This is a genomic window from Streptomyces sp. NPDC036764 (genome assembly GCF_055609385.1).
Genome location: NZ_JBVJPT010000006.1, coordinates 204,878 through 228,657 on the forward strand (window position 1 = coordinate 204,878; position 23,780 = coordinate 228,657).

A 23,780-nucleotide genomic window follows, 5' to 3' on the forward strand; every position below is an offset into this window, starting at 1 on the left:
GACGATTCCGCTCCTGTGCCGCGCGCCGACGGGCCCGAGGCGCCTTCCGCCGCGCCCGACGAGCGTCCCGTGCTGCGTGCCGAGGCCCTGGTCAAGACGCACTACGGCGAGGGCGCTCCGGCGCATGCCGTGCGGGGTGTGGATCTCTCCGTCCGACGCGGTGAGTTCGTGGCCGTCACCGGTCCGTCCGGCGCCGGCAAGTCGACCCTGCTGCATCTGCTGGGCGGGTTGCAGCGGCCGGACAGCGGGGCCGTCTGGCTGGACGGCGAGTGCGCGGACCGGTGGAGCGAGGCCCGCTGGTCGGTGGAGCGCAGGAAGCGCATCGGGATCGTCTTCCAGTTCTTCAACCTGGTCTCCAACCTCTCCGTCGCCGACAACGTCGAGCTGCCGGCCCTGCTGGCCGGCGTCCCGCCGAAGCGGGCCCGCGCCGAGCGGACGGAACTGCTGGCCGAGCTGGGGCTCACGGGCAAGGAGCGCAGCATGCCGGGCGAACTGTCCGGCGGTGAGCAGCAGCGCGTCGCGCTGGCCCGGGCGCTGGTGAACCGGCCGCCGCTGCTGCTGGCCGACGAACCCGCCGGCAGCCTGGACAGCAAGGGCACCCGCGAGGTGATGCGGCTGCTGTCCCGGTTCCACCAGCGGGGCCAGACGATCGTGCTGGTCACGCATGACGCCCGGCTGGCGAGCGCCGCGGACCGGGTGATCAGCTTCTTCGACGGCCGGATAGCCGACGACGCCGAGCTGGACGGCGGCCCGCCGCCGCGCCGGGCCGGGACGTCGGGTGTGCTCGAGCTGGAGCTCAGGGACTGAGATGCGGGTGTACGAGCACTTCCTCCACGAGCGCTTCCTCCACGGGTGCCTCCCGCACGGGCGGTTCCTCCACGAGCGCCTCTCCGCCGCCGGGCAGAGGGGCTGAGGCCCGTGCGAGCCACCCTGCGCTGGGCGCACTCCGATCTGCGCACGCACCGCGGCGAGGCGTTGTTCCTCGTGCTGGCCACGGCCGGCATCGTCGTCTCGCTGCTGCTGGCAACAGCCCTCTTCGGCTACGCCACCAACCCCTGGCAGCGCGTCTTCACCCCGGCGCGCGGAGCCCACGTATGGCTGCACACCGGCGCGACGGCCGACACCGCGAAGCTGGCCGGCCTCGACGGCGTCGAGTCCGTCGCGGGCCCCTATCCCACCGCGTCCACCACGCTCGCCTCCCGGGGCACCCGCGCCTCGGTCGAGCTGCGCGGCATGCCCGAGCGCCCCACCGTCGGCCGCCCGCTGCTGGCCTCCGGCCACTGGCTCGACCCGGCGAACCCCGACGGCGTGGTCCTGGAGAGCCGGCTGGCGCGCGCCCTGCTGGCCGCCCCCGGCGACACCCTCACCCTGCCCGGCACCGGCCGGACCCTGACCGTCCTCGGCATCGCCGACAGCGCCGAGCCGCGCTACCGGGCGGGCGAACAGGCGGGCCTCGTCTGGGCACCGCCGTCAGCCGTGCGCAACCCGGGCGGCCAGGTGATCGGGCTGCGCCTGACCGACCCCGACGACACGGACTACGCCATCCAGCGGGCCGTGACCGTGCTGGGCGCCGGCGCGGTCAGCGAGGTCTCCACCTGGAAGCAGGCCCGTGCCGAGGCGCAGGGCGACAACCGGCTGCTCGGGCAGGTGCTGGGGCTGTTCGGGCTGGGCGCGCTGGTCGCCGCCGGGCTCGCCGTGCACGGGGCGATCGGCACCAGGATCCGCGGCCATCTGCGGGACATATCGGTGTTGAAGGCGATCGGCTTCACCCCGGGTCAGGTGGTCCGCGTCTTCCTGCTCCAGCACCTCGCCTTCGCGCTGCTGGGCGCCGTGGCCGCCGCGACCCTCATCCAGGCCCTGGGCAACCGCATACCGGGGCGCCTCGGGGACGCGGTCGGGGTGTGGCAGGGACTGCCCGGGCACACCGTGGCGCTGTTCGCGGTGCCGGTGGGGGCGGTGCTGTTCATCGGTGCGACCACGGGCCTCGCGGCCTGGCGGGCGGGGCGGGTGCCGCCGGTGCCGGTACCGCGGCGCGCGGCTCCGCTCGGCGGACGTCTCTCGGGTGCGGCCCGGCAGGCGCTCGGGCTACGGCTGCCGCCCGCACTGGTACTGGGCTGGCACCGGGCGTTCACCCGCCGGCCGCGGTCGCTGGCCACGGTCGCGCGGCTGGCGTTGCCGCTCCTGCTGATCGTGGTGGCGATGAGCGCGTGGACCACCATCGACCGCTTCGACAGCCGGCCCGAGCAGATCGGCCTGCCGACCGCGCTGACCGTCCACACCGATGCCGGCCTGGCCGACGGCGACGCCCGCACCCTGCTGGAACGCGACCCCCAGGTCGCCGCCGCCTACCCGGGCGTCGAGGTGGCCGCCCTGGTCCCCGGCCAGACGGCCACCATCGCCCTGCGCGGCCTCGGCACCCACCAGGACCCCTACCCGTTCGCGCTGGCCGAGGGCCGCGCGGCGCAGGGCCGCGACGAGGCGGTCGCCGGTCAGGGGCTGCTGGATCTGCTGGATGTGAAGGTCGGCGACTGGGTGCGGATGACCGTCGGCGACCAGCCGCAGATCCTGCACATCGTGGGCCGCAGCATCGAACCGGAGAACGCCGGCCGGGTCATCTCCACCTCCCTCGACACCCTGCGCGAGAACGACCCCGGCCTCGGCCCCACCCTCTACGAGCTGCGGCTGCGCCCCGGCGCGGACCCGGACGAGGTCGCCGACCGGCTGGCCGGCGACGGGCAGGGACGCCTGGACGTACATGCCGTACCGAACCCCGCCGACGGGCTCTCGCCCCTGCGCGGCGTCGTCGTGGGCCTGATCGTCGTCCTGGCCCTCATCGGGCTCATCGAACTGCTGACCGCGATCGGCGGCACCGTCCGCGAGGGCGAGCGTGACCTGCTGGCCCTGAAGGCCATCGGCCTCTCCCCGCGCCAGATCACGGCGATCGCCGTCACGTCCACCGCCTGCACCGCGCTGGCCGCGGTCGTCATCGGCACGGCCTTGGGCGCACCCCTCGCGCACTGGCTGATCGACACCCAGGGCCGGTCGAGCGGCATCGGCTCCGGGATCGCCCAGGGCCCGTCGCCCGCTCTCCTGCTCCTGCTCGGCACGGCAGCGGTCACGGGAGCCGCCGCCCTCGCCGCGGTCCCCGCCTCCCGTGCGGCCCGCCGCCGCCTCGCGGACACCTTGAGCGCCGTCGCCTGATCCCGGGCCGTCCCCGCCCGTGGCGGCCGCGGTCGGGGAGTTACTACGGGTTGTACGGGGGCGGCGCCGGCGTGTTGTACGGCGGCTGCGGGGCATACGGGTTCTGCGGACCCGGCGTGTACGGGTTGCCGTGCGGGGGTGTCCCGTAGAGGTTGCCCTGCGGGGGCGTTCCGTACGGGTTGCCCTGCGGCGGCACGAAGCCATTCGGTGCGTACGACGGTGGCGGCGGGGTCGGCGTCGGACCGGGCGTGGGCGTCGGCATCGGTGACCGGACGGCCGGGTGGTCCGCCAGCCGGATGCCGTACCGGCTCTTGAGGCGGCCCATCTCCAGCATCGCGATGGCCGTGACCGTCACCGGGGCGCCCAGGATGAAGAAAACACCCATGGCGAGGCTGAGGCCGTGCAGATCACCGGTGATGAGATCGGGGATGGCCATGAGCCACGTCGTCACCGTGGCCAGCAGCGGCGGCAGACACCGGTGCACGACGGCGGTGCCGAAGAAGTTCCCCGAGATCCGGTAGGCGCCGGCGATCACGAAGAACGCCATCCAGAGCCCCACGACGCTGACCAGCATGCTTCCGAGGATCCCGAGGGAGCCGCCCAACTGGAAGATCAGCACCGTCCCGAGCGCCGAGCCGATGAACAGCAGCAGCAGCTTCAGCGACCGGACGAGCGGCTCCTTGAGCTGCGCCACCGTCCCGGCGCCGGAGCGCTGCCAGAGGTAGAGCATCACACCGACCGTGAGCGGCGTGATGAACAACAGCACCAGACAGGCGGTCGCCGCGTTGTCCAGCATCTCGTCGAAGGCGAACCCGCCCTCCACGAAGGTGTAGACACCGAACGCCGCGACCGCGCCGGCGATGACCCGCACCTTCTTGAGGGCATCCACCGAAGGATCCAGCGACTGCGGGATCCAGGACGGATGGAACACCGCCCGCGCCACGTGATGAGGCTTCAGGAACGACCGCGCGGTCAGCGTGCCGCCGGTCCAACTCCCTTGTGGATACGTCAACTTGCACTCCCCCGAGTGATCGTTGTCATGATCACCGAGGGAGTCTACGGTAAGCGGACGGCCACGCGCCGCCCGCTTTCCGTATCCGTGCTCACTTCCGGCCGCGCAGCTCCCGGTACTTGGCGACGAGCGCCTTCGTCGACGCGTCCAGCCCCGGCACCTCGGCACCTTCGGTCAGCGCGGGCTCGACCCGCTTGGCGAGGACCTTGCCGAGCTCCACGCCCCACTGGTCGAAGGAGTCGATGTTCCACACCGCACCCTGCACGAACACCTTGTGCTCGTACAGCGCGATCAACTGGCCCAGCACGGACGGCGTCAGCTCACGCGCGAGGATCGTGGTCGTGGGGTGGTTGCCCTTGAACGTCTTGTGGGTCACCAGCTCCTCGGGCACCCCCTCCGCGCGCACCTCCTCCGGCGTCTTGCCGAACGCCAGCGCCTGCGTCTGGGCGAAGAAGTTCGCCATCAGCAGGTCGTGCTGCGCCTTGAGCCCGTCGCTCATCTCGGCGACGGGCTCGGCGAAGCCGATGAAGTCCGCCGGGATCAGCTTGGTGCCCTGGTGGATCAACTGGTAGTACGCGTGCTGCCCGTTGGTGCCCGGCGTGCCCCACACCACCGGCCCGGTCTGCCAGTCGACCTCCCGACCGTCCCGGCCGACGTACTTGCCGTTGGACTCCATGTCCAACTGCTGCAGATACGCGGTGAACTTGGACAGGTAGTGGCTGTACGGCAGCACCGCGTGCGACTGGGCGTCGTGGAAGTTGCCGTACCAGATGCCCAGCAGACCGAGCAGCAGCGGCACGTTCTCCTCGGCGGGCGCGGTGCGGAAGTGTTCGTCGACGGTCCGGAAACCGTCGAGCATCTGACGGAAGCGGTCCGGCCCGATGGCGATCATCAGCGACAGGCCGATCGCCGAGTCGTAGGAGTAGCGCCCGCCCACCCAGTCCCAGAACTCGAACATGTTGGCCGTGTCGATGCCGAAGTCGGCGACCTTCTCGGCGTTCGTCGACAAGGCGACAAAGTGCTTGGCGACGGCTTCCGGACCGGCCTTCAGCTCGGCAAGGAGCCAGTCCCGCGCGGACGTGGCGTTGGTGATCGTCTCGATCGTGGTGAACGTCTTGGAGGCGATGATGAACAGCGTCTCGGCCGCGTCCAGATCGCGGGTCGCCTCGTGCAGGTCGGCGCCGTCGACGTTCGACACGAAGCGGACGGTCAGGTCGCGGTCGGTGAAGCTGCGCAGCACCTCGTAGGCCATCGCCGGGCCGAGGTCGGAGCCGCCGATGCCGACGTTGACGACGTTCTTGATCCGCTTGCCGGTGTGGCCGGTCCAGGCGCCGGAGCGGACCCGCTCGGCGAAGCCGGCCATCTTGTCGAGGACGGCGTGCACACCCGGGACGACGTTCTCCCCGTCGACCTCGATCACCGCCTCACGCGGGGCGCGCAGCGCGGTGTGCAGCACGGCGCGGTCCTCGGTGGTGTTGATCTTCTCGCCACGGAACATGGCGTCCCGCAGCCCGGACACGTCCGTCGCGGCGGCCAGCTCGCGCAGCAGCCGCAGCGTCTCGTCGGTGACCAGGTGCTTGGAGTAGTCGATGTGCAGGTCGCCGACCTGGAGGGTGTAGCCCGAGCCGCGATCGGGGTCGGCGGCGAACAACTCCCGCAGCCGCACTTCGCCGAGCTCCTCGCGGTGCCTGGCCAGCGCGGTCCACTCGGGCGTCTGGTTGAGCCTGGTACGGCCGTCTGCGTTCATGTCCGACTTCAGCCTTCTTTCGTGCCTGTCCCAGCGGTTCCAACCTAATTGATCAGCGCGGGACGTGAGCTGTCCTGGCGTCGTCGTCCGGCGCAACAACAGGTACGTCCCGCTTGCCCTCGGGTATCAGCGCCGCGAGGGCCAGCACGAAGAAGCCCGCTGTGAGCAGGGGCGGGGTGTTCAGACCCCAAGCCGTGGCGGCGGCACCGCCCAGCAGGGCGCCGAGCGGCACCCCGGCGAAGGCCAGGGTCCGGAAGGCCGAGGCCACCCGGCCCAGCAGCTCGACGGGGCTGCGCTGCTGCATGAGCGTCGTCGTGTTGACGTTCCACACCATGCCCATGACCCCGAAGACCAGCAGTGCCGCCACCAGCACGGCCAGGCTGCGCACGGTGCCCATGACGATCAGGGCCCCGGTCTGCACCGCGCCCGCGATCAGCACGGCTCGCACCCGGCCCAGCCGCCTCACGATCCAGCCGTTCGCCACTCCCCCGGCCAGACCGCCGACGGTGAACGCCGCGCCCGCCGCCGCGTACCCCGAGGCGCCGGCGTCCAGCCACCCGGTCACCAGGAGGACCAGGGTGGCGAGCTGGGCGCCCATGCCGATGTTGCACAGCGCGGTGGCGGCGCACAGGCCTCTCAGAGCCCGGTCGCGCCACAGGGTGCGCGGTCCCTGCGCGATCTCGCGGCGCAGGGTGCCGCCCGCCGGGGCCGGCGTCCGCTCGGGCGCCCCGGTCCGCAGCGGCCGGTCCGTCAGCGTCACGGCGAGGAGCGGCAGGGCAGCCGTACGCAGGGAGTCTCCGAAGCTGGAGAGCACGGCGGCGCTCCACAGCCGTCCGAATCCACTGCGCCACGATGGCGCACGCACGCCCACCGTCTCAGCCGTCGCCATGGCTCCCCCTCCCGGTCCGTCGATACGAAGATCGATACACAAACCGTAGAGGGCACCACTGACAATCGGCCCCGGAGCGGGATCCGGGCAGCGCGTCAGACAGGTCCGGCCGAGCACCCTTGGGTACCCGGCCGGTCCTCAATTCCTAGATCTCGCCTCGCAGTTTGGCGAGCGCCTCGGCGAGGATCGCCTCGCCGTCCGCGTCACTGCGCCGCTCCCGTACATACGCGAGGTGCGTCTTGTAGGGCTCGGTGCGCGGCGGGTCCGGCGGGTTGTCCCGGTCCTGTCCGGCAGGAAAGCCGCAGCGCGGGCAGTCCCAGGTTTCGGGAACCTGCGCGTCGCTGGCGAAGCTGGGCTGCGTTTCGTGCCCGTTGGAGCACCAGAAGGAGATGCGCAGCCGGGGCGCGGACTCGCCCCGCTCGGCCTCGCCCATCGGCCCCGCCCCGACCCGGCTTCCTCGGATCGCGTTGCCACTTGCCACGGTCGTAACTCCCTGCGTGATGGTGCCGCAAAGCGAGTCGGCGTTTCGCTTCGCTGCGAGCGCCTCAGTCTACGTAAGGCCCAACGCGCGTCCAGTGATTGGAGTTACAGAGCCCCTACACCAAGACGCAAGCCCCATGATAGGCCGCGCTTAGCTGCGCGTACCGAACATGGGGCCTTACGTGTGGATTGTGCGTGCTCGTCAGTTGGTGACCTTCATCGTGATGCCGAGCACGACAATGCACGCGAACCACAGCAAACCGACCACAACAGTGATCCGGTCGAGGTTGCGCTCGGCGACGGAGGAGCCGCCGACGGAAGACTGCATGCCGCCGCCGAACATGTCGGAGAGGCCGCCGCCCTTCCCCTTGTGCATCAGCACCAGCAGCATCAGCAACCCGCTGAAGACGATCAGGGCGATCGAGAACCCCAAAACCACGGCTGGACCAACTCTCTCGGACTCGGATGGAGGACGGGGGCACGGTAGCTGCCTACCATGCCCCCGCAAGGGTACGACGGATCGCCGCTAGCGCATACTCACTGGTCGCGGAAGCGCACGATCTTGACGAACTCGTCGGCGTCCAGCGAGGCGCCGCCGACCAGGGCACCGTCGATGTCGGCCTGCGACATGATCTCGGCGACGTTGCCCGACTTCACGGAGCCGCCGTACTGGATGCGGACCTTGTCGGCCAGGTCCTGCGAGTACAGCTCGGCGATCTTGCCACGGATCGCGGCGCAGACCTCCTGGGCGTCCTCGGCGCCGCAGACCTTGCCGGTGCCGATGGCCCACACGGGCTCGTAGGCGATCACGACGGACTCGGCCTGCTCGGCCGGGAGGTCCTTCAGACCGCCCTCGACCTGGGCGAGGGTGTGCGAGACGTGGTTGCCCGCCTCGCGGACCTGAAGCTCCTCGCCGACGCACAGGATCGGGGTCAGGCCGTGCTTGTAGGCGGCCTTGACCTTGGCGTTGACGATCTCGTCGGTCTCCGCGTGGTACTGGCGGCGCTCGGAGTGGCCGATCGCCACGTACGTGCACTTCAGCTTGGCCAGCATCGGACCGGAGATCTCGCCGGTGTAGGCACCGGAGTCGTGCGCCGAGATGTCCTGGGCGCCGTACTTGATCTTCAGCTTGTCGCCGTCGACCAGGGTCTGCACGGAGCGCAGGTCGGTGAAGGGCGGCAGGACGGCGACCTCGACTGCGTCGTAGTCCTTGTCCGCCAGGGCGAAGGCGAGCTTCTGGACGTGCGCGATGGCCTCGAGGTGGTTGAGGTTCATCTTCCAGTTGCCCGCCATCAGCGGCGTGCGCGTGCTCATTGAGGTCAGTCCTCCAGTGCGGCGAGGCCGGGGAGCGTCTTGCCCTCGAGGTATTCGAGGGAGGCGCCGCCACCGGTCGAGATGTGGCCGAATGCCGACTCGTCGAAGCCCAGGGTGCGGACGGCCGCGGCGGAGTCGCCACCGCCGACCACGGTGAAGCCCTTGGACTCGACGAGGGCCTGGGCGACCGCCTTGGTGCCCTCGGCGTAGTCGGGGTGCTCGAAGACGCCCATGGGGCCGTTCCAGAAGACGGTGCCGGCGTCGGCGAGCTTCGAGGCGTACAGCTTGCGGGTCTCAGGACCGATGTCCAGACCCTCCTGGTCGGCGGGGATGGCGTCCGCCGCGACGGTCGTGGGGTTGGCCGGGGCCTTGGTCTTCAGGTCCGGGAACTCGGTGGCGACCAGGACGTCGACCGGCAGCACCAGCTCGACGCCGTTCTTCTCGGCGCGCTCCATGTACTCGGTGACGGTCGGGATCTGGTCCTCCTGAAGGAGGGAGATGCCGACCTCGTAGCCCTTGGCCTTGAGGAAGGTGTACGCCATCCCGCCGCCGATGAGCAGCCGGTCCGCCTTGGCGAGGAGCTGGTCGATGACGGCGAGCTTGTCGGACACCTTGGCGCCGCCGAGCGCGACGACGTACGGCCGCCTGACGTCCTCGGTGAGCTTCTTGAGGACGCCGACCTCGTTCGCGATGAGGTAGCCGGCGTAGTGCGGCAGGCGGGCCGGCAGGTCGTACACGGACGCGTGCTTGCGGTGCACCGCGCCGAAGCCGTCCCCGACGTAGACGTCGGCGAGGGCGGCGAGCTGCTCGGCGAAGGCGGCGCGCTCGGCGTCGTCCTTGCTGGTCTCGCCGGCGTTGAAGCGGAGGTTCTCGATGACCGCGACCTGGCCGTCCGCGAGGCCCGCGGCGACGGCTCGGGCGGACTCGCCGACCGTGTCGGTCGCGAAGGCCACGTCGGCGCCGAGGAGTTCACCGAGGCGAGCGGCGGCCGGCGCGAGGGAGAACACGGGGTCCGGGGCACCCTTGGGGCGGCCCAGGTGCGAGGCGACGACCACGCGCGCGCCCGCCTCGGCCAGTGCCTTGACGGTGGGCAGCACGGCGCGGATGCGGCCGTCGTCGGTGATGGAGGTGCCGTCCAGCGGCACGTTCAGGTCGGCGCGGACGAAGACCCGCCGGCCCGCGACTCCTTCAGCGAGGAGTTCGTCGATCGTCTTCATGGAAGGGGACTCCCGAGGAGGGTTCGTATGCTCGGATCGCCAGTGATCCTAAAAGGCCTGGTCTGCACGTGAGTCAGGGCCCGGGCGGCGCGTCCCTGCGCCGCACGGGCCCTGCCCTCACATCAAGGTGCCTGCTCTGCCGATCAGAGCTGGTTGCCGACGAAGACGGTCAGGTCGACGAGGCGGTTGGAGTAGCCCCACTCGTTGTCGTACCAGCCGAGGATCTTCACCGACGTGCCCTCCTGGACCATGGTCAGGGAGGAGTCGAAGGTGCAGGACGACGGGTCGCTGACGATGTCCGAGGAGACGATCTCGTCCTCGGTGTAGGTCAGGTATCCCTGCAGCTCGCCCTCGGAGGCCTTCTTGAAGGCGGCGTTGACCTCCTCCTTGGTGACCTCACGCGCCAGCTCCACGACGAGGTCGGTGGCCGAGCCGGTCGGGACCGGGACGCGCATGGCGATGCCGTCCAGCTTGCCCTTGAGCTGCGGCAGGACCAGCGCGGTGGCCTTCGCGGCACCCGTGGTGGTCGGGATGATGTTCTCGGCGGCGGCACGGGCGCGGCGCAGGTCCTTGTGCGGGAAGTCGAGGATGCGCTGGTCGTTCGTGTACGCGTGCACCGTCGTCATCAGGCCCTTGACGATGCCGAAGTTCTCGTCGAGGACCTTCGCCATCGGCGCCACACAGTTGGTGGTGCAGGAGGCGTTGGAGATGACGTGGTGGTTCGCCGGGTCGTACTTGTCCTGGTTGACGCCCATGACGATGGTGATGTCCTCGTCCTTGGCCGGAGCCGAGATGAGGACCTTCTTGGCGCCGCCGGCGATGTGCTTGGCGGCGTCTTCCTTCTTGGTGAAGATGCCGGTCGACTCGATGACGATGTCGACGCCCAGCTCGCCCCACGGGATGTCGGCGGGGTTGCGCTCGGAGAGCACCTTGATGGTGTGGCCGTCGACCGTGATGCTGTCGGCGGTGTGGGTGACCTCGTGCTTGAGGCGGCCCAGGATGGTGTCGTACTTCAGCAGGTGGGCGGTGGTCGCAGTATCACCCAGGTCGTTGACAGCCACGATCTCGATGCCTACGCCCTGCTCCAGCAGCGCGCGGAAGTAGTTGCGACCGATACGACCGAAGCCGTTGATGCCTACGCGGATCGTCACGAACCGATCTCCTCGTTGGTACGCCGGCCATGCGGTGCCGGCGAGCTCTATTTGGGATGTCCCCGACCGCCTACGACCCTACCTCTCTGCGGCCTCCGTGGTGACATCCAGATGCCTCATAGACGGCACGGCGGCCCGTACCCGCCAGTAGGGGTACGGACCGCCCCGCCCGGAAGCCCGGATCACTCGTTTCGGTCACGCTGCGTTGCGCACCGTTGACCTCGGCGTGTCAGTCCTCAAGTGAGGAGAGGGCCTTCCCGATGAGCGCCGCACGGTCGGCCGCCGCGGTGACGTGTTCCAGGCCGAAGCCCAGCAGCACCGTGTCGTCCGTGGTGATCGCGCCGTACGTCTGGAACAGCGCTCCGGTGCGCGCCCAGTCCTTGAGCACGGCCGGGCTGCCCGCGGGCGGTCCGCCCACGCTCCAGGCGCCGAGCGACGTCTCGAAGCCCTCGGTCTCGGTGGCCGTGCCGCCGACGACGAGCGAGGCCTGGTCGGCGAGGACGCCGCGCCCGCCGAAGCCCGGGTCGGAGACATAACTGATCGAGATCTCGACGGACTTGCCGGCGTACGCGCTCAGGTCGAACTCGACCTGCTTCCAGCCCGCGGAGGCACCGGTGAGGGCGTTCCACTGGCCGCTGGTGCCGGACGCGGTGCAGCCCGCGGCCGACTGTGTCAGGTAGTGCTTGAGCCAGGGGTGTCCGGCCATGTAGAAGCCGGCCTCGCACTCCGCCGGAACGGCGTTGCTGCTGGCGCCGTTCTTCTCGGGAAGAGTCGTCCAGTCCTCGGCCCCGGTGCCATGGGCCTCGATCAGGACGTTGTCGTAGCCGGGCTCGACGTCCCACAGCAACTGGGTGCGCAGGGTCGGCTGCTGCGCCGCGGTCACACCGGTGAGGTCGACGGTCCTGGTGAGCCGCTTGTAGGCGTCGTCGGTGTGCACGGCGGCCGCCATCCACGAACCCGCGTAGGGGCCGAACGGGTTGACGGTCCCGGCGAACTGGCCCGCGCCCGCGCTGGCGAACTGCGGGTACTTGTCGGCGGCGAGCTGGTCCGAGGTGACGCTGTAACTCCCGGCCTTGTCCAGCGGGTTGCCGGTGGCGTCGCCGAGCGCTCCGGTGAAGCCGCCGAGTTCACCGGAGCCGGCGAAGCCGGTGGCGCCGGGGAGCGCCGTACGGGAGTAGGCGCCCAGGTAGTACTGGCTGAAGTCGTTCGACAGGGTGCCGCCACCGAGGTCGACGTTGCCGCCGGCCTGCTCGCCGGCCTCCACCAGCGTGCCGCCCTCGTTGAGGTAGGCGCGCAACTGGAGCTGGGTGGCGTTGCCCGGGACGTTCGCGCCGGTGTAGTGGACGACGGTGTCGAAGTGGCCCAGCACGCCCAGCGCGTCGGGCGCGCCCTGTGCGGCGACGTCCCAGACGACCGCCCGGTGGCCGTTGGCCTTGAGCGCGTCGACGTACTTCTGAGCGTGGGCGGCGCCGGCGCCTTCCTCGGCGACCACGAGCACGTCCGCGCGCGGCCGCTCGGCCACGGTGTACGTGAAGTGCTCGCTGGAGACCTTCTTCCCGCTCCTGGTCTCGCCGGTGAACCACACCTCGACCTTGTCGCCCTGATCGCCGTCGGCGACCTTGGCGCGGTACTCGTCGAAGTAGAGGTTGTCCTCACCGCCGTATGTCTCGCCGCCCTTCCAGGGCCTGAGCGCCATGTCGTGCGTACGGCCGCCGTTGACGCGGTACTTGAGCTCCTTGTCGCGCACGGACTTGCGTACGACGACGGAGACCTCCTGGTCCGCGCCGCGCGAGTACGACGTGGTGAACGGCGCCGGGGTGAAGTCGGCGGCCTTCAGACCGAGTGAGGAGACGGGCTGGTCGGGCCGCGCGGCGCTCTCGGCGACGGACAGCGCGAACGGCACGTTCTTGGCGAACTCGTCCTGGATCAGCTTCTCGTCGTCCGGGAAGTTGAACACCGACTGGCAGTCGGCCGCGTTCCACTGGTCGTTCGGGTCGATGGCCGACGCGGTCTGGCAGGTCGACATCTCGGGCGTGTACATCGCCAGGCCGTTGACGTTCGATGCGTGACCGTCCGCCTCGCCGTTGGTCGTGTACAGCTCCGAGGAGACCTGCGGGCGGTAGCCGGGGATCGCGGAGTTGTCCGGGGTTCCGGCGAGCGCCTTGTACAGCACGTCGTCGGGGGTGTTGGTGGCCACCTGCCAGCCGACGCCGTAGAGGAGGAGTTCGGCGGCGGAGTGGTAGTTGATGCCGTACGTGAAGCCGATGCGCTTCTGGAAGGAGTCCAGCGCCTTGGTCTCGGGCTCGGACGCCGGGGACGCGCCGCGGTAGGTCTCGCTGGTGGGGTTCGGGGACGAACCCTCGTCGTCGTAGCCCCACTTGTAGGAGAAGTTGCGGTTGAGGTCGACGCCGTCGCCGGTGCTGATGACGCCGTCGGCGTTGATGTCCCGCAGGTTCTTGCGCCACAGGCGGTTGGCGGCGTCCTTGAAGGTGTAGTCGTAGCCGTCGGGGTTGGCCGAGAGGACGAACCACAGCTCGTTCGAGTCGACGATCTTCTTGACGCGCTTGTCCGTCTTGTAGTTGTCCAGGTAGTAGTGCATCAGACGCCGGGTCATCTCCGGCGTGATCCACTCGCGCGCGTGCTGGTTGGACATGTAGAGGACGGAGGGCTTGGCGCCGTCCTTCGTGTTCTTGGCGTTCTTGGTGAGCTTGAGGGCCAGGATGTCCTGGCCACCCACCGTCTTGCCGATGGAGACGACCTTGGTCAGACCGGGGTTCTCCTGCCCGGTCCGCACGATCTCCTCCTTGAGCCCCCCAGCTCCGCTGTACGGGCGGAACACGCCCTCCGCGGCCTTCTCCGTGCGGGCCTCCGCCTTGGCGGAGAGGTCGTGCTCGGTGAGCTCGACGCCCTGCTTCTGAAGCTTCTCGGCCTGGTCGTCGGTGAGGTAGACCTCGACGGTGGCCGTGCCCTTCGCGGGTGCCTGCTCACTGAGTTCGTGGCCGTCCTGACCTGCCGCCAGCAGCAGGGGTACCTGCTTCTTGGTGACCTCGGCCCGGAAGACCTTCACTTCGCTCGGGTCGGAATCTTGTGAACCGTCCGGTTGTGCCTGGGCGATGGGTGCGAAACTCGCTCCACCTATGAGGAGCGCGCCGACAGCGAGGATCGATCTCGCTCTGGGTCTCATGTACCCCCCTAGCAGTGATTCGCCACAGTGACGAATGACTGCCAGGCTCATGCCACTTCATGTTCCAGTCAAGAGCGCCGCAAAGACCCACAAATACCGGTGCCGACGTCCCAAGCGGACGCCGGCAACACAGGTGTTGACGATCTGTCGGGTCATCCCACGAGGTTGTCCGCCAGCTCCTCGCTGAGGTTGGCCTCGGTGCCCGGGATGCCGAGGTCCTGGGCCCGCTTGTCGGCCATGGCCAGCAGCCTGCGGATACGGCCGGCGACGGCGTCCTTGGTCAGCGGCGGGTCGGCGAGCGCGCCCAGCTCCTCCAGGGACGCCTGCTTGTGCTCCATGCGCAGGCGTCCGGCGGCGGCGAGGTGCTCGGGGACCTCCTCGCCGAGGATCTCCAGGGCGCGCTGGACGCGGGCACCGGCGGCGACGGCCGCACGGGCGGAACGGCGCAGGTTGGCGTCGTCGAAGTTGGCGAGGCGGTTCGCCGTGGCACGGACCTCGCGACGCATCCGGCGCTCCTCCCAGGCGAGCACGGACTCGTGCGCACCCAGGCGGGTGAGCAGGGCACCGATGGCGTCACCGTCACGGACGACGACCCGGTCGACCCCGCGCACCTCACGGGCCTTCGCCGCGATCGACAGGCGGCGGGCGGCACCGACCAGAGCGAGCGCGGCCTCAGGGCCCGGGCAGGTCACCTCGAGGGAGGACGAGCGACCGGGCTCGGTGAGCGAGCCGTGCGCCAGGAAGGCGCCGCGCCAGGCGGCCTCGGCGTCACAGGTGGCCCCGGACACGACCTGCGGCGGCAGACCGCGGATCGGACGGCCCCGCCCGTCGACCAGACCGGTCTGCCGGGCCAACTGGTCACCGCCCGCTACCACCCGTACGACGTAACGGGAGCCGCGGCGCAGCCCGCCCGGAGCCATCACGATCAGCTCGGAACTGTGGCCGAAGATCTCCAGGATGTCCCGCTTGAGGCGGCGGGCCGCCATGGCGGTGTCCAGCTCCGCCTCGATCACGATGCGCCCGCTGACCAGGTGGAGGCCGCCGGCGAACCGCAGAAGGGCGGAGACCTCCGCCTTCCTGCAGCAGGTCCGGGTGACGGGGAGTCGGGAGATCTCGTCCTTCACCGCTGCCGTCATCGCCATGGGCCGATCCTTCCATGCATCCGAAAAATACGGTCGTACGCGGCGGCGAGGAGCTCCGGGTCGTGCCGGGGCGTCCCGTCCGTCCGGGCCACCGGGGCCAGCTCGACCGCCGCACCGAGCCGCTTGGCGGCCTCGGTGAGCACATCGCGGTCGGGCACAGCGGCCTCGTCGGCCAGCACCACGTCCAGGGCGAGTTTAGGGGCGTGTCGTCCCAAAACCTCCAAATGACGCTGCGGGGAGAAGCCCTCGGTTTCTCCCGGCTGCGGAGCGAGGTTCAGGGAGAGTACCCGGCGCGCCTTCGTCTCGGTGAGCGCGTCCAGGAGTTCCGGCACGAGCAGATGGGGGATGACCGAGGAGAACCAGGACCCGGGGCCGAGCACCACCCAGTCCGCGTCGCGGACGGCGGCGACGGCTTCCGGGACGGCGGGCGGGTCGTGCGGCACGACGTGCACCGAATGCACCTCACCGGGGGTGAGGGCGACGTTGGCCTGCCCGCGGACGGTGTCGACCTCCTCCGGCCGGTCCGGGTCGTGGCCCTTGACCAGGGCCTGGAGCTCCAGCGGCACGGCGGACATGGGCAGCACACGCCCGTGTGCGCCGAGCAGCTTGCCGACCAGGTCCAGGGCCTGGACGTGATCGCCGAGCTGCTCCCACAGGGCGACGATCAGCAGATTGCCGACCGCGTGATCGTGCAGGTCACCCTGGGAGTGGAAGCGGTGCTGGATGACGCGTGCCCAGGTCTGGCCCCAGTCGTCGTCGCCGCACAGCGCGGCCAGCGCCTTGCGCAGGTCCCCGGGCGGGAGCACGCCCAGCTCGTCGCGCAGACGCCCGCTGGAGCCGCCGTCGTCGGCCACGGTGACGACGGCGGTGAGGTCGCCGGTGATCCGGCGCAGCGCGGCGAGCGAGGCGGACAGCCCCATGCCGCCGCCCAGGGCGACGACCTTGGGCTGGGTGCCCCGGCGACGTGGTCGGCCGCCCCGGACTTCGGCGGGCCGGCTTGCGCGTGTCTCGGGCACGGCCCGGCGCAACCTGCTCAGCCGCGGAGTACGTCCCGTCATTCCCGTCCCATGTCCCGGTGTACGACCACCGTCTCCACGCCCTGGGAGGCGAGGCGGGCGGCGAGCTTTTCGGAGGTGGCGACCGAGCGGTGCTTACCGCCGGTGCAGCCGACCGCGATGGTCACGTACCGCTTGCCCTCGCGACGGTATCCGGCCGCGATGAGCTGGAGCAGCTCGGAGTAGCGGTCGATGAACTCCTTCGCGCCGGGCTGATTGAAGACGTACGCCGCCACCTCCTCGTTGAGGCCGGTGTACGGGCGCAGCTCCGGGACCCAGTGCGGGTTGGGCAGGAAGCGCATGTCCACGACCAGGTCGGCGTCGACCGGGAGGCCGTACTTGAAGCCGAAGGACATGACCGTGGCCCGCAGCTCGGGCTCCTCCTCGCCGGCGAACTGGGCGTCCATCTTGGCCCGCAGCTCGTGCACGTTGAGGCTGGAGGTGTCGATCACCAGGTCGGCGTCGCCGCGCAGCTCACGCAGCAGCTCACGCTCGGCGGCGATGCCGTCGACGATCCGGCCGTCGCCCTGGAGGGGGTGCGGGCGGCGCACCGACTCGAAACGGCGCACCAGGGCGTCGTCGGAGGACTCCAGGAAGACGGTCCGGCGGGTCACGCCCCGGGTGTCGAGGTCGGAGAGGGACTCGCGGAGGTTGTCGAAGAAGCGACGGCCTCGCACGTCGACGACCACCGCGATCCGCGCCACGTTGCCCTGGGAACGGGCACCGAGCTCCACCATGGTGGGGATCAGCGCGGGCGGGAGGTTGTCGACGACGAACCAGCCGAGGTCCTCCAGACATTTGGCCGCCGTCGAGCGGCCGGCCCCGGACATGCCGGAGATGATCACCAGCTCGGGGATGGCCGCCTCGGGGGCCCCGGCCGTATCGCTACCCGTACTCACCTGTGCTCCGTCTGTCTGGAGTGCGTCCTGCTGGGTGAGATCCTCGCCGGTGTCACTGTGCGTTTCCTGGGCTCGCTGATCTCGCTCGCCTGCGGGCTGTGTCTGGTGCTCGCTCATCTCTCCTGCCCCCGTCGTTCGTCCGGGGCGCCCGCGGACACGGGCTCCCCCGAGGTCTCCGCCGTCGTTTCGGATTCCTCGTCTTCCATGATCTCTCCAGTCGCCGTGTTCACGGCGGGCGCGGCCGGGGCCGCCTGGGCGAAGGCCGCGGCGATCGTCTCGGCCGTCTTGCGACCTATACCGGGAACCTCGCAGATCTGGTCGATGGTCGCAGCTCGCAGCTTCTTCACCGAACCGAAGTGCTTGATCAACGCCTGCTTGCGGGTCTCGCCGAGGCCGGTGACGTCGTCCAGCGGGCTCGACCGGAAGCGCTTGGCGCGCTTGGTGCGCTGATAGGTGATCGCGAAGCGGTGGGCCTCGTCACGGACGCGCTGGAGCAGATACAGGCCCTCGCTGGAGCGGGGCAGGACGACCGGGTCGTCGTCGCCGGGCAGCCAGACCTCCTCCAGGCGCTTGGCGAGGCCGCAGACGGCGATGTCGTCGATACCGAGCTCGTCCAGGGCCCGCTGGGCGGCCGCGACCTGCGGCTGGCCACCGTCCACGACGACGAGCTGGGGCGGGTAGGCGAAGCGCTTGGGGCGGCCGTCGTCGTCCTTGAGGGCGTTGGCGAGAGCGTCGGGGGAGGTGGTGGTGAGGGGGTCGGCCGACGGGTCGCCGGGCGGGGTGAGCGACGGGTCACCGAGCGCCGTGGATGACGGGTCGCCTGGCGGGGTGAGCGACGGGTCACCGAGCGGCGTGGACGACGGGTCGCCCAGCGGGGTGGATGACGGGTCACCCAGCGCAGTGGACGACGAGTCGTCGAGGGTGCCGGAGGGCGTGCCGGCGAGGGTGTTCTCGCCGTCGGCCCACTCGCCCGTGCGCTCCTTCTCGGCGAGGTAGCGCTTGAAGCGCCGGGTGATCACCTCGTGCATGGAGCGGACGTCGTCCTGGCCCTCGAAGCCCTTGATCTGGAAGCGGCGGTACTCGCTCTTGCGGGCCAGGCCGTCCTCGAAGACGACCATCGAGGCCACCACGTCGTCGCCCTGGAGGTGGGAGATGTCGTAGCACTCGATCCGCAGCGGGGCGCTGTCCAGCTCGAGGGCGTCGGCGATCTCCTCCAGCGCGCGCGAGCGGGTGGTCAGGTCGGAGGCGCGCTTGGTCTTGTGCAGGACGAGGGCCTGCTGGGCGTTGCGCTCGACCGTCTCCATCAGGGCGCGCTTGTCGCCGCGCTGCGGGATGCGCAGGGAGACGTTGGAGCCGCGGCGCCCCGACAGCCACTCCTGCACGGGCTCCAGCGGGTCGGGCAGGGCCGGGACGAGCACCTCCTTGGGCACCGCGTCCCCGGTCTCCTCGCCGTAGAGCTGCTGGAGGGCATGCTCGACGAGGGCGCCGGTGGTGATCTCCTCGACCTTGTCGGTGACCCAGCCGCGCTGGCCGCGGACGCGTCCGCCGCGGACGTGGAAGATCTGCACGGCCGCCTCGAGCTCGTCCTCGGCGACGGCGATGAGGTCGGCGTCGGTCGCGTCGGCGAGCACGACCGCGTTCTTCTCCATGGCCTTCTTCAGGGCCTCGATGTCGTCGCGCAGGCGGGCGGCCCGCTCGTACTCCATCTCTTCGGCCGCCTCCATCATCTGCTTCTCCAGGCGGCGCAGATAGGTGCCGGTACGGCCGGTCATGAAGTCGCAGAACTCGTCGGCGAGTTCACGGTGGTCCTCGGCGGAGACGCGCCCCACGCAGGGGGCGGAGCACTTGCCGATGTAGCCGAGCAGGCAGGGGCGGCCGGTGCGGGAGGCGTTCTTGAACACGCCGGCCGAGCAGGTGCGGACCGGGAAGACGCGCAGCAGGAGGTCGACGGTGTCCCGGATCGCCCACGCGTGCGCGTACGGCCCGAAATACCTGACGCCCTTCTTCTTGTGACCGCGCATCACCTGCACGCGCGGGAACTCCTCGTTCATCGTCACCGCGAGATACGGGTAGCTCTTGTCGTCGCGGTATTTGACGTTGAACCGGGGGTCGTACTCCTTGATCCAGGAGTACTCGAGCTGCAGGGCTTCGACCTCCGTGGACACCACCGTCCACTCCACGGACGCGGCCGTGGTCACCATCGTGCGGGTGCGCGGGTGGAGGCCCGCCAGGTCCTGGAAGTAGTTCGCCAGGCGCTGGCGCAGGCTCTTCGCCTTTCCGACGTAGATCACCCGGCGGTGCTCGTCACGGAACCTGTACACCCCGGGAGAGTCGGGGATCTGTCCCGGCTGGGGGCGGTAGCTGGAGGGGTCGGCCATGTCTCACACCCTACTGGCGCCCGGTGACAGTCCGGCGAGGCTGTGGATAACCTCCGCCACGGCCGGCGGGACTGTGGAAAGGCGAGAACGGCCAGCACAGGGCCCTTGTCGCCGCCGCTCTCGGCGAGCCGTAGCCCTGCCCGGCATGCCGCGGACGTGTTCCTCGAGGCCGCTCTCGGTGACATAAGGGCGCCGGCCTGTGCCCGCGGCGGAGGGCGACCCTTGGCTTTGGCCGTCCGGGCGAGGGCGCGCGGGGCACGCGGGGGGGTGTCCTGGGTCCTCACCCCGGACTCGCGGGGCACGCGGGCGGGTGTCCTGGTTCCTCACCTCGGACTCGCGGGGCACGCGGGCGGGCGTCCTGGGTCCTCACCTCGGACTCGCGGGCGCCGGTGGGTCCAGGATCCTCACGACCGACTCGTGGGCGCTCGCGTGTCCCGCGAGGGCTACGCCGCCGCATGCCAACGGGGACGTGATCGGCAACACCGGCACGGACACGACGACTTGATGTGGACGTATCGCGACTCGGCCAGCAGTGGGCTGCTGTTGGGCATCAGGTGTTGTCGGGACTTGGTCAACACGCTTCAATGCGGGGGAACTCGGGGACCTGAACGGCGGCGTACGGATGTGAACACCCCCCGACCCCCTGACGGGGTGCCTCCGATCAGCCGCGTGAACGGTCTGACCAGCCGTTGTGCAACAACCACAGAAAGGCCCGTGCATGCCGCACGCCACACAGCACGCGGACATCGCCCCCGTCGCCTCCGCGGAACTGGACATGGCCCTGCGAGGCGGCCCCTTCCATGCCGCCCTGCGCGCAGCGATAGCCGCTCGGGGGCTGCCTCTCCAGCGCGTGCAGCACCATCTGTCCCGTCGGGGTGTGAAGGTCGGCGTCACCAGCCTGAGCTACTGGCAGCAGGGAGCCCGGCGGCCCCAGCGCCCCGAGTCACTGCGCGCGGTGCGGGCGCTGGAGGAGATCCTGCAGCTACCGGAGGAATCCCTGATCAGGCTGTTGTCCGAAGCCGACGACCACCCGGCCCTCCAGCAGCCCGCCGCCCGCTCCTACCGCTCCCTGGTGGAGGCCTCGGGCATGCTGGAGCGGCTGCTTGCCGAACTGGACTGTCCGGTCGACGACGGCCTGCACACGCTCGCCCACCATGAGCTGGTACGGATCGGGGCGCGCCGCGAACTGGCGGGGCGCGAGTCGCACCACATCGTGCGCGCCCACAAGGACGGCGTGGACCGCTTCATGGCCGTCCACCACGGCGACCCGGGGTGCACGCCGGAGCGCATGACGGTGCACGCGCTGGAGAACTGCCGCACGGGCCGCATCCGTTGGCATCACGACACCGGTGTCCTCGTCGCCGAGCTGCTCTTCGGCGCGCGTCTGCGGGCCGGCGACACCTATCTGTTCCGCTACCGTGTCGAGGACGGCACGGCGGACGTGTCCCGCGAGTACGCCCGCGGCTTCCCCCTCGCGGGCGGCCAGTACGCCCTCCAGGTCCGCTTCGCCGAGGACGCCCTCCCGGCCCGCTGCCACCGATTCGCCCAGCACTCCGCGGCGGCACCCCGCAGTGGCCGCCAGGGACTCCCCCTCAGCGGGCTGCACCGATCCGTCCACCTCGTCGAGCCACGGGTGCGGACCGGGATCGTGGGCATCGGGTGGGAGTGGGAGTGAGCGGCCCTCTCGGGCTGTACTCGGCCCGGTCGCCCGCCGGCTTCTGACGTGGGCTTCTGACGTCGGCTTCTGCCCCCGGTACGCCTTGGTGCGCCTCCGCACTCACCGCTTCGAAGGCTCCTCTCGACACGTTCGGTCCGAGACGTAAACGATTGCGCAAGCGTTTACGCGAGGCTCCGGATGGGATACCTTCCCGGCCAGAAGAGCCGCACCTGCCCCGGACCGGGCCCTGCGCGAGGCGGCAGAGAGGGAGGGCATTCCGATGGCGACCATGGCCGACGTCGCGCGGAGCGCCGGCGTGTCGGTGGCGACCGTCTCGCATGTGCTGAACGAGACCCGCCCCGTGCTGCCCCACACTCGCCAGGCGGTGCTGGATGCCATGGAGGAGCTCGGCTACACGCCCAATACCCTCGCCCGCTCCTTGGTCACCTCCCGCACCCGGTCCATCGGGCTCGCGGTGTCGGCGATCAGCAACCCGTACTTCACGGAGATCCTCCAGGGGGTCGAGGCCGCGGCCCTGCAACACGGCTACAGCCTGCTCATCGCCGACCCGCATGACGATCCGGAGCATGAACGCAAAGTCGTGCAGCTTCTGCATGAGCGCCGCGTGGACGGCATGATCGTCGCGCCCTCCGCCGACCCGCGGGAACTCCTCGCCTACCTGGGGCGTCACAAGGTGCCGACCGTCCTGCTCGACCGCGTGGTCGAGAGCCCGGCGGACGGCTCACCAGGGTTCGACCAGGTCTGCGCCGAAAGCGCCGAGCCCATGGCCCGCCTGGTCGCCCACCTCGCCGGCCTCGGCCACCGGCGGATCGGCCTCGTCGCCGGCCTTCCAGGACTCAGCACCACCAGCGAGCGACTCACCGGATACCGGGACGGGCTGATGGCCGCGGGGCTCGCATACGACGAGGAGCTCGTCGTGCACGGCAACTCCGAGGCACCCGGCGCCGAACAGGCCACCGCCGCACTGCTGTCGCTCACCTCGCCGCCCACCGCGCTCGTCACCGCCAACAACGCGATGACCATGGGCGCCCTGCGCGGCCTGCTCGGTCACGGCCTGTCCGTGCCCGATGACATCGCGCTGTGCTGCTTCGACGACTTCGCCTGGGCCGATCTGTTCTCACCCAGGCTGACCGCGATCGCCCAACCCAGCAGGGACATCGGCGCCCAGGCGGTGCGCGTGCTGCTGGACCGTCTCGCCTCACCGGACCGGCCGGCCCGGACCGTGCGCCTCCCCTGCGCTTTCGTGCACCGCACCTCGTGCGGCTGCCCCGAACAGTCCCTGACGTCCGTGAAAGGAACCGCCTCGTGATCGTCGTCGCCGGTGAGGCCCTGATCGACCTGGTACCGCAGGGCAGGGGCGCCCTCGCGAGCCTGAAGCCGGCGCTCGGCGGCGGCCCGTACAACACCGCCGTGGCCCTGGGGCGGCTCGGCTCCCCCACCACCTTCTGCTCCCGGACCTCCTCCGACGCGTTCGGTGAGGCCCTGCTCGACGGGCTACGGGAGGCCGGGGTGGACGTGTCGGCCGTGCAGCGCGGGATCGAGCCGACGACGCTCGCGGTCGCCACCATCGACGAGAGGGGTTCGGCCGCCTACTCCTTCTATGTCGAGGGAACCGCCGACCGGCTCTTCACGGCGCCTCCGGAGCTGCCCGCGCAGACCCGCGCGGTCTCGTTCGGCACCTGCTCGCTCGTCCTGGAGCCTGGGGCGAGCGCCTATGAGGAGCTGATGCGCAGCGCGGCCGCGCGAGGGGTGTTCACCGCGCTCGACCCGAATATCAGGGCCGGGCTGATCCCCGACCCGGATGGCTACCGGGCCCGGTTCAAGAGCTGGCTGCCGTCGGTGTCGCTGCTCAAGCTCTCCGAGGAGGACGCGCAGTGGCTGGGCGGCACGCCGCGTGAGTGGCTGGACTCGGGACCTGCGGCAGTCGTGATCACCCGGGGCGGTGACGGGCTGACCGCTTTCACGCGGGACGGCGCCGTGCACTCCGTACCCGGCGAAGAGGTCGGCGTCGTGGACACGATCGGTGCGGGCGACACCGTGAACGCGGCCCTGTTGCACGGCCTGGCCGCCCAGGACGCGCTGTCCGCCGAGGCGCTCGTGGGACTCGACGCCGAGGGCTGGACACGACTGCTGCGGTTCGCGGCGCGGGCTGCCGCGATCACCTGCTCCCGGGCGGGTGCCGAGCCGCCGTACGCCTCCGAACTGGGGGACTTCTAGGAGGCGTTCCGCGTGTCTCTCCAAGCCGCTGCTGAGGAGAGTCGCTTTCCACTGTTGAGGAGTCAAGGTCCTTTGCGGCCGCCTGGCTCGGGCCGCTGATGATCCAACGGGCGGGGGGGGGGGGGGGGGGGGGGGGGGGGGGGGGGGGGGGGGGGGGGGGTTTTTGGTGTTTCGGTTTTCCTGCTCCATCCCCTTTCCCCCGTCTCTTTTTTTTTT

General features: G+C 70.5%; 18 protein-coding genes. 5 read left to right on the plus strand and 13 right to left on the minus strand.

The annotated features are described in order from the left end of the window. The first annotated feature begins 15 nt into the window (after nt 1-15). Complete coding sequence (locus tag ACZ69Q_RS23765; RefSeq protein WP_471045585.1) at nt 16-807, plus strand: ABC transporter ATP-binding protein; 792 nt, start codon at nt 16-18, stop codon at nt 805-807. Between the two features lie 111 nt (nt 808-918). Further along, the gene (locus ACZ69Q_RS23770) at nt 919-3,201 is read left to right on the plus strand and encodes an ABC transporter permease (protein WP_471045113.1); all 2,283 of its coding nucleotides are present in this window, start codon (nt 919-921) and stop codon (nt 3,199-3,201) included. 43 nt (nt 3,202-3,244) lie between these two features. On the opposite strand, the gene ACZ69Q_RS23775 is transcribed toward ACZ69Q_RS23770, so the two are convergent. From ACZ69Q_RS23775 to uvrC, 13 genes are all read right to left on the minus strand, one after another. Then, nucleotides 3,245-4,213 carry a hypothetical protein gene (locus tag ACZ69Q_RS23775; RefSeq protein WP_471045115.1) on the minus strand — a complete coding sequence of 323 codons (969 nt, stop codon included), beginning with the start codon at nt 4,211-4,213 and terminating at the stop codon, nt 3,245-3,247. Nucleotides 4,214-4,304: 91 nt separating this feature from the next. Further along, nucleotides 4,305-5,960 carry a glucose-6-phosphate isomerase gene (gene pgi, locus ACZ69Q_RS23780; RefSeq protein ID WP_471045116.1) on the minus strand — a complete coding sequence of 552 codons (1,656 nt, stop codon included), beginning with the start codon at nt 5,958-5,960 and terminating at the stop codon, nt 4,305-4,307. A gap of 52 nt (nt 5,961-6,012) precedes the next feature. Further along, nucleotides 6,013-6,849, minus strand: coding sequence for an MFS transporter (locus ACZ69Q_RS23785; RefSeq protein ID WP_471045118.1), 837 nt, complete (start codon nt 6,847-6,849; stop codon nt 6,013-6,015). Nucleotides 6,850-6,994: 145 nt separating this feature from the next. Then, nucleotides 6,995-7,330: an RNA polymerase-binding protein RbpA gene (locus ACZ69Q_RS23790; protein WP_003976875.1), complete on the minus strand. Its 336-nt coding sequence runs from the start codon at nt 7,328-7,330 to the stop codon at nt 6,995-6,997. A 201-nt stretch (nt 7,331-7,531) separates the two neighbouring features. Continuing rightward, on the minus strand, nt 7,532-7,762 hold the full coding sequence (gene secG, locus ACZ69Q_RS23795) for a preprotein translocase subunit SecG (RefSeq protein ID WP_471045587.1): 231 nt from the start codon (nt 7,760-7,762) through the stop codon (nt 7,532-7,534). A 104-nt stretch (nt 7,763-7,866) separates the two neighbouring features. Beyond that, on the minus strand, nt 7,867-8,643 hold the full coding sequence (gene tpiA / locus ACZ69Q_RS23800) for a triose-phosphate isomerase (RefSeq protein ID WP_471045121.1): 777 nt from the start codon (nt 8,641-8,643) through the stop codon (nt 7,867-7,869). Nucleotides 8,644-8,648: 5 nt separating this feature from the next. Then, the gene (locus ACZ69Q_RS23805) at nt 8,649-9,860 is read right to left on the minus strand and encodes a phosphoglycerate kinase (protein WP_471045123.1); all 1,212 of its coding nucleotides are present in this window, start codon (nt 9,858-9,860) and stop codon (nt 8,649-8,651) included. Nucleotides 9,861-10,003: 143 nt separating this feature from the next. Further along, nucleotides 10,004-11,011, minus strand: a complete 1,008-nt coding sequence (gap, locus tag ACZ69Q_RS23810; RefSeq protein WP_471045124.1) for a type I glyceraldehyde-3-phosphate dehydrogenase — start codon at nt 11,009-11,011, stop codon at nt 10,004-10,006. 229 nt (nt 11,012-11,240) lie between these two features. After that, nucleotides 11,241-14,195 carry a M14 family metallopeptidase gene (locus ACZ69Q_RS23815; RefSeq protein ID WP_471045127.1) on the minus strand — a complete coding sequence of 985 codons (2,955 nt, stop codon included), beginning with the start codon at nt 14,193-14,195 and terminating at the stop codon, nt 11,241-11,243. A gap of 152 nt (nt 14,196-14,347) precedes the next feature. Continuing rightward, the gene (gene whiA, locus ACZ69Q_RS23820; RefSeq protein WP_471045129.1) at nt 14,348-15,337 is read right to left on the minus strand and encodes a DNA-binding protein WhiA; all 990 of its coding nucleotides are present in this window, start codon (nt 15,335-15,337) and stop codon (nt 14,348-14,350) included. Next, nucleotides 15,328-16,395 (minus strand): gluconeogenesis factor YvcK family protein, encoded by a 1,068-nt coding sequence (locus ACZ69Q_RS23825; RefSeq protein ID WP_471045132.1) that lies wholly within the window; start codon nt 16,393-16,395, stop codon nt 15,328-15,330. The genes whiA and ACZ69Q_RS23825 overlap by 10 nt, the downstream gene beginning before the upstream one ends. Further along, nucleotides 16,392-17,408: an RNase adapter RapZ gene (gene rapZ / locus ACZ69Q_RS23830; RefSeq protein WP_471045133.1), complete on the minus strand. Its 1,017-nt coding sequence runs from the start codon at nt 17,406-17,408 to the stop codon at nt 16,392-16,394. The genes ACZ69Q_RS23825 and rapZ overlap by 4 nt, the downstream gene beginning before the upstream one ends. Continuing rightward, entirely contained in the window at nt 17,405-19,669 is a 2,265-nt protein-coding gene (gene uvrC, locus ACZ69Q_RS23835; RefSeq protein ID WP_471045134.1) for an excinuclease ABC subunit UvrC, read from the minus strand. Before uvrC ends, rapZ begins: the two co-directional genes overlap by 4 nt. A gap of 718 nt (nt 19,670-20,387) precedes the next feature. Between uvrC and ACZ69Q_RS23840 the strand changes: the two genes are divergently transcribed. The 3 genes from ACZ69Q_RS23840 to ACZ69Q_RS23850 all read left to right on the plus strand — a co-directional run bounded on the left by ACZ69Q_RS23840 (nt 20,388) and on the right by ACZ69Q_RS23850 (nt 23,564). Continuing rightward, nucleotides 20,388-21,344 (plus strand): hypothetical protein, encoded by a 957-nt coding sequence (locus ACZ69Q_RS23840; RefSeq protein WP_471045136.1) that lies wholly within the window; start codon nt 20,388-20,390, stop codon nt 21,342-21,344. Between the two features lie 262 nt (nt 21,345-21,606). Beyond that, on the plus strand, nt 21,607-22,656 hold the full coding sequence (locus ACZ69Q_RS23845; protein WP_471045138.1) for a LacI family DNA-binding transcriptional regulator: 1,050 nt from the start codon (nt 21,607-21,609) through the stop codon (nt 22,654-22,656). Next, nucleotides 22,653-23,564: a carbohydrate kinase family protein gene (locus ACZ69Q_RS23850; RefSeq protein ID WP_471045139.1), complete on the plus strand. Its 912-nt coding sequence runs from the start codon at nt 22,653-22,655 to the stop codon at nt 23,562-23,564. The genes ACZ69Q_RS23845 and ACZ69Q_RS23850 overlap by 4 nt, the downstream gene beginning before the upstream one ends. Nucleotides 23,565-23,780: the final 216 nt, after the last annotated feature.

What these genes read in the sequence shown, in the direction of transcription:
- ACZ69Q_RS23805 (WP_471045123.1), bottom strand. Translation starts at nt 9,860, where the DNA reads ATGAAGACGATCGACGAACTCCTCGCTGAAGGAGTCGCGGGCCGGCGG.
- ACZ69Q_RS23845 (WP_471045138.1), top strand. Translation starts at nt 21,607, where the DNA reads ATGGCGACCATGGCCGACGTCGCGCGGAGCGCCGGCGTGTCGGTGGCG.
- ACZ69Q_RS23815 (WP_471045127.1), bottom strand. Translation starts at nt 14,195, where the DNA reads ATGAGACCCAGAGCGAGATCGATCCTCGCTGTCGGCGCGCTCCTCATA.
- rapZ (WP_471045133.1), bottom strand. Translation starts at nt 17,408, where the DNA reads ATGAGCGAGCACCAGACACAGCCCGCAGGCGAGCGAGATCAGCGAGCC.
- uvrC (WP_471045134.1), bottom strand. Translation starts at nt 19,669, where the DNA reads ATGGCCGACCCCTCCAGCTACCGCCCCCAGCCGGGACAGATCCCCGAC.
- ACZ69Q_RS23825 (WP_471045132.1), bottom strand. Translation starts at nt 16,395, where the DNA reads ATGACGGGACGTACTCCGCGGCTGAGCAGGTTGCGCCGGGCCGTGCCC.
- ACZ69Q_RS23785 (WP_471045118.1), bottom strand. Translation starts at nt 6,849, where the DNA reads ATGGCGACGGCTGAGACGGTGGGCGTGCGTGCGCCATCGTGGCGCAGT.
- whiA (WP_471045129.1), bottom strand. Translation starts at nt 15,337, where the DNA reads ATGGCGATGACGGCAGCGGTGAAGGACGAGATCTCCCGACTCCCCGTC.
- tpiA (WP_471045121.1), bottom strand. Translation starts at nt 8,643, where the DNA reads ATGAGCACGCGCACGCCGCTGATGGCGGGCAACTGGAAGATGAACCTC.
- ACZ69Q_RS23840 (WP_471045136.1), top strand. Translation starts at nt 20,388, where the DNA reads ATGCCGCACGCCACACAGCACGCGGACATCGCCCCCGTCGCCTCCGCG.
- pgi (WP_471045116.1), bottom strand. Translation starts at nt 5,960, where the DNA reads ATGAACGCAGACGGCCGTACCAGGCTCAACCAGACGCCCGAGTGGACC.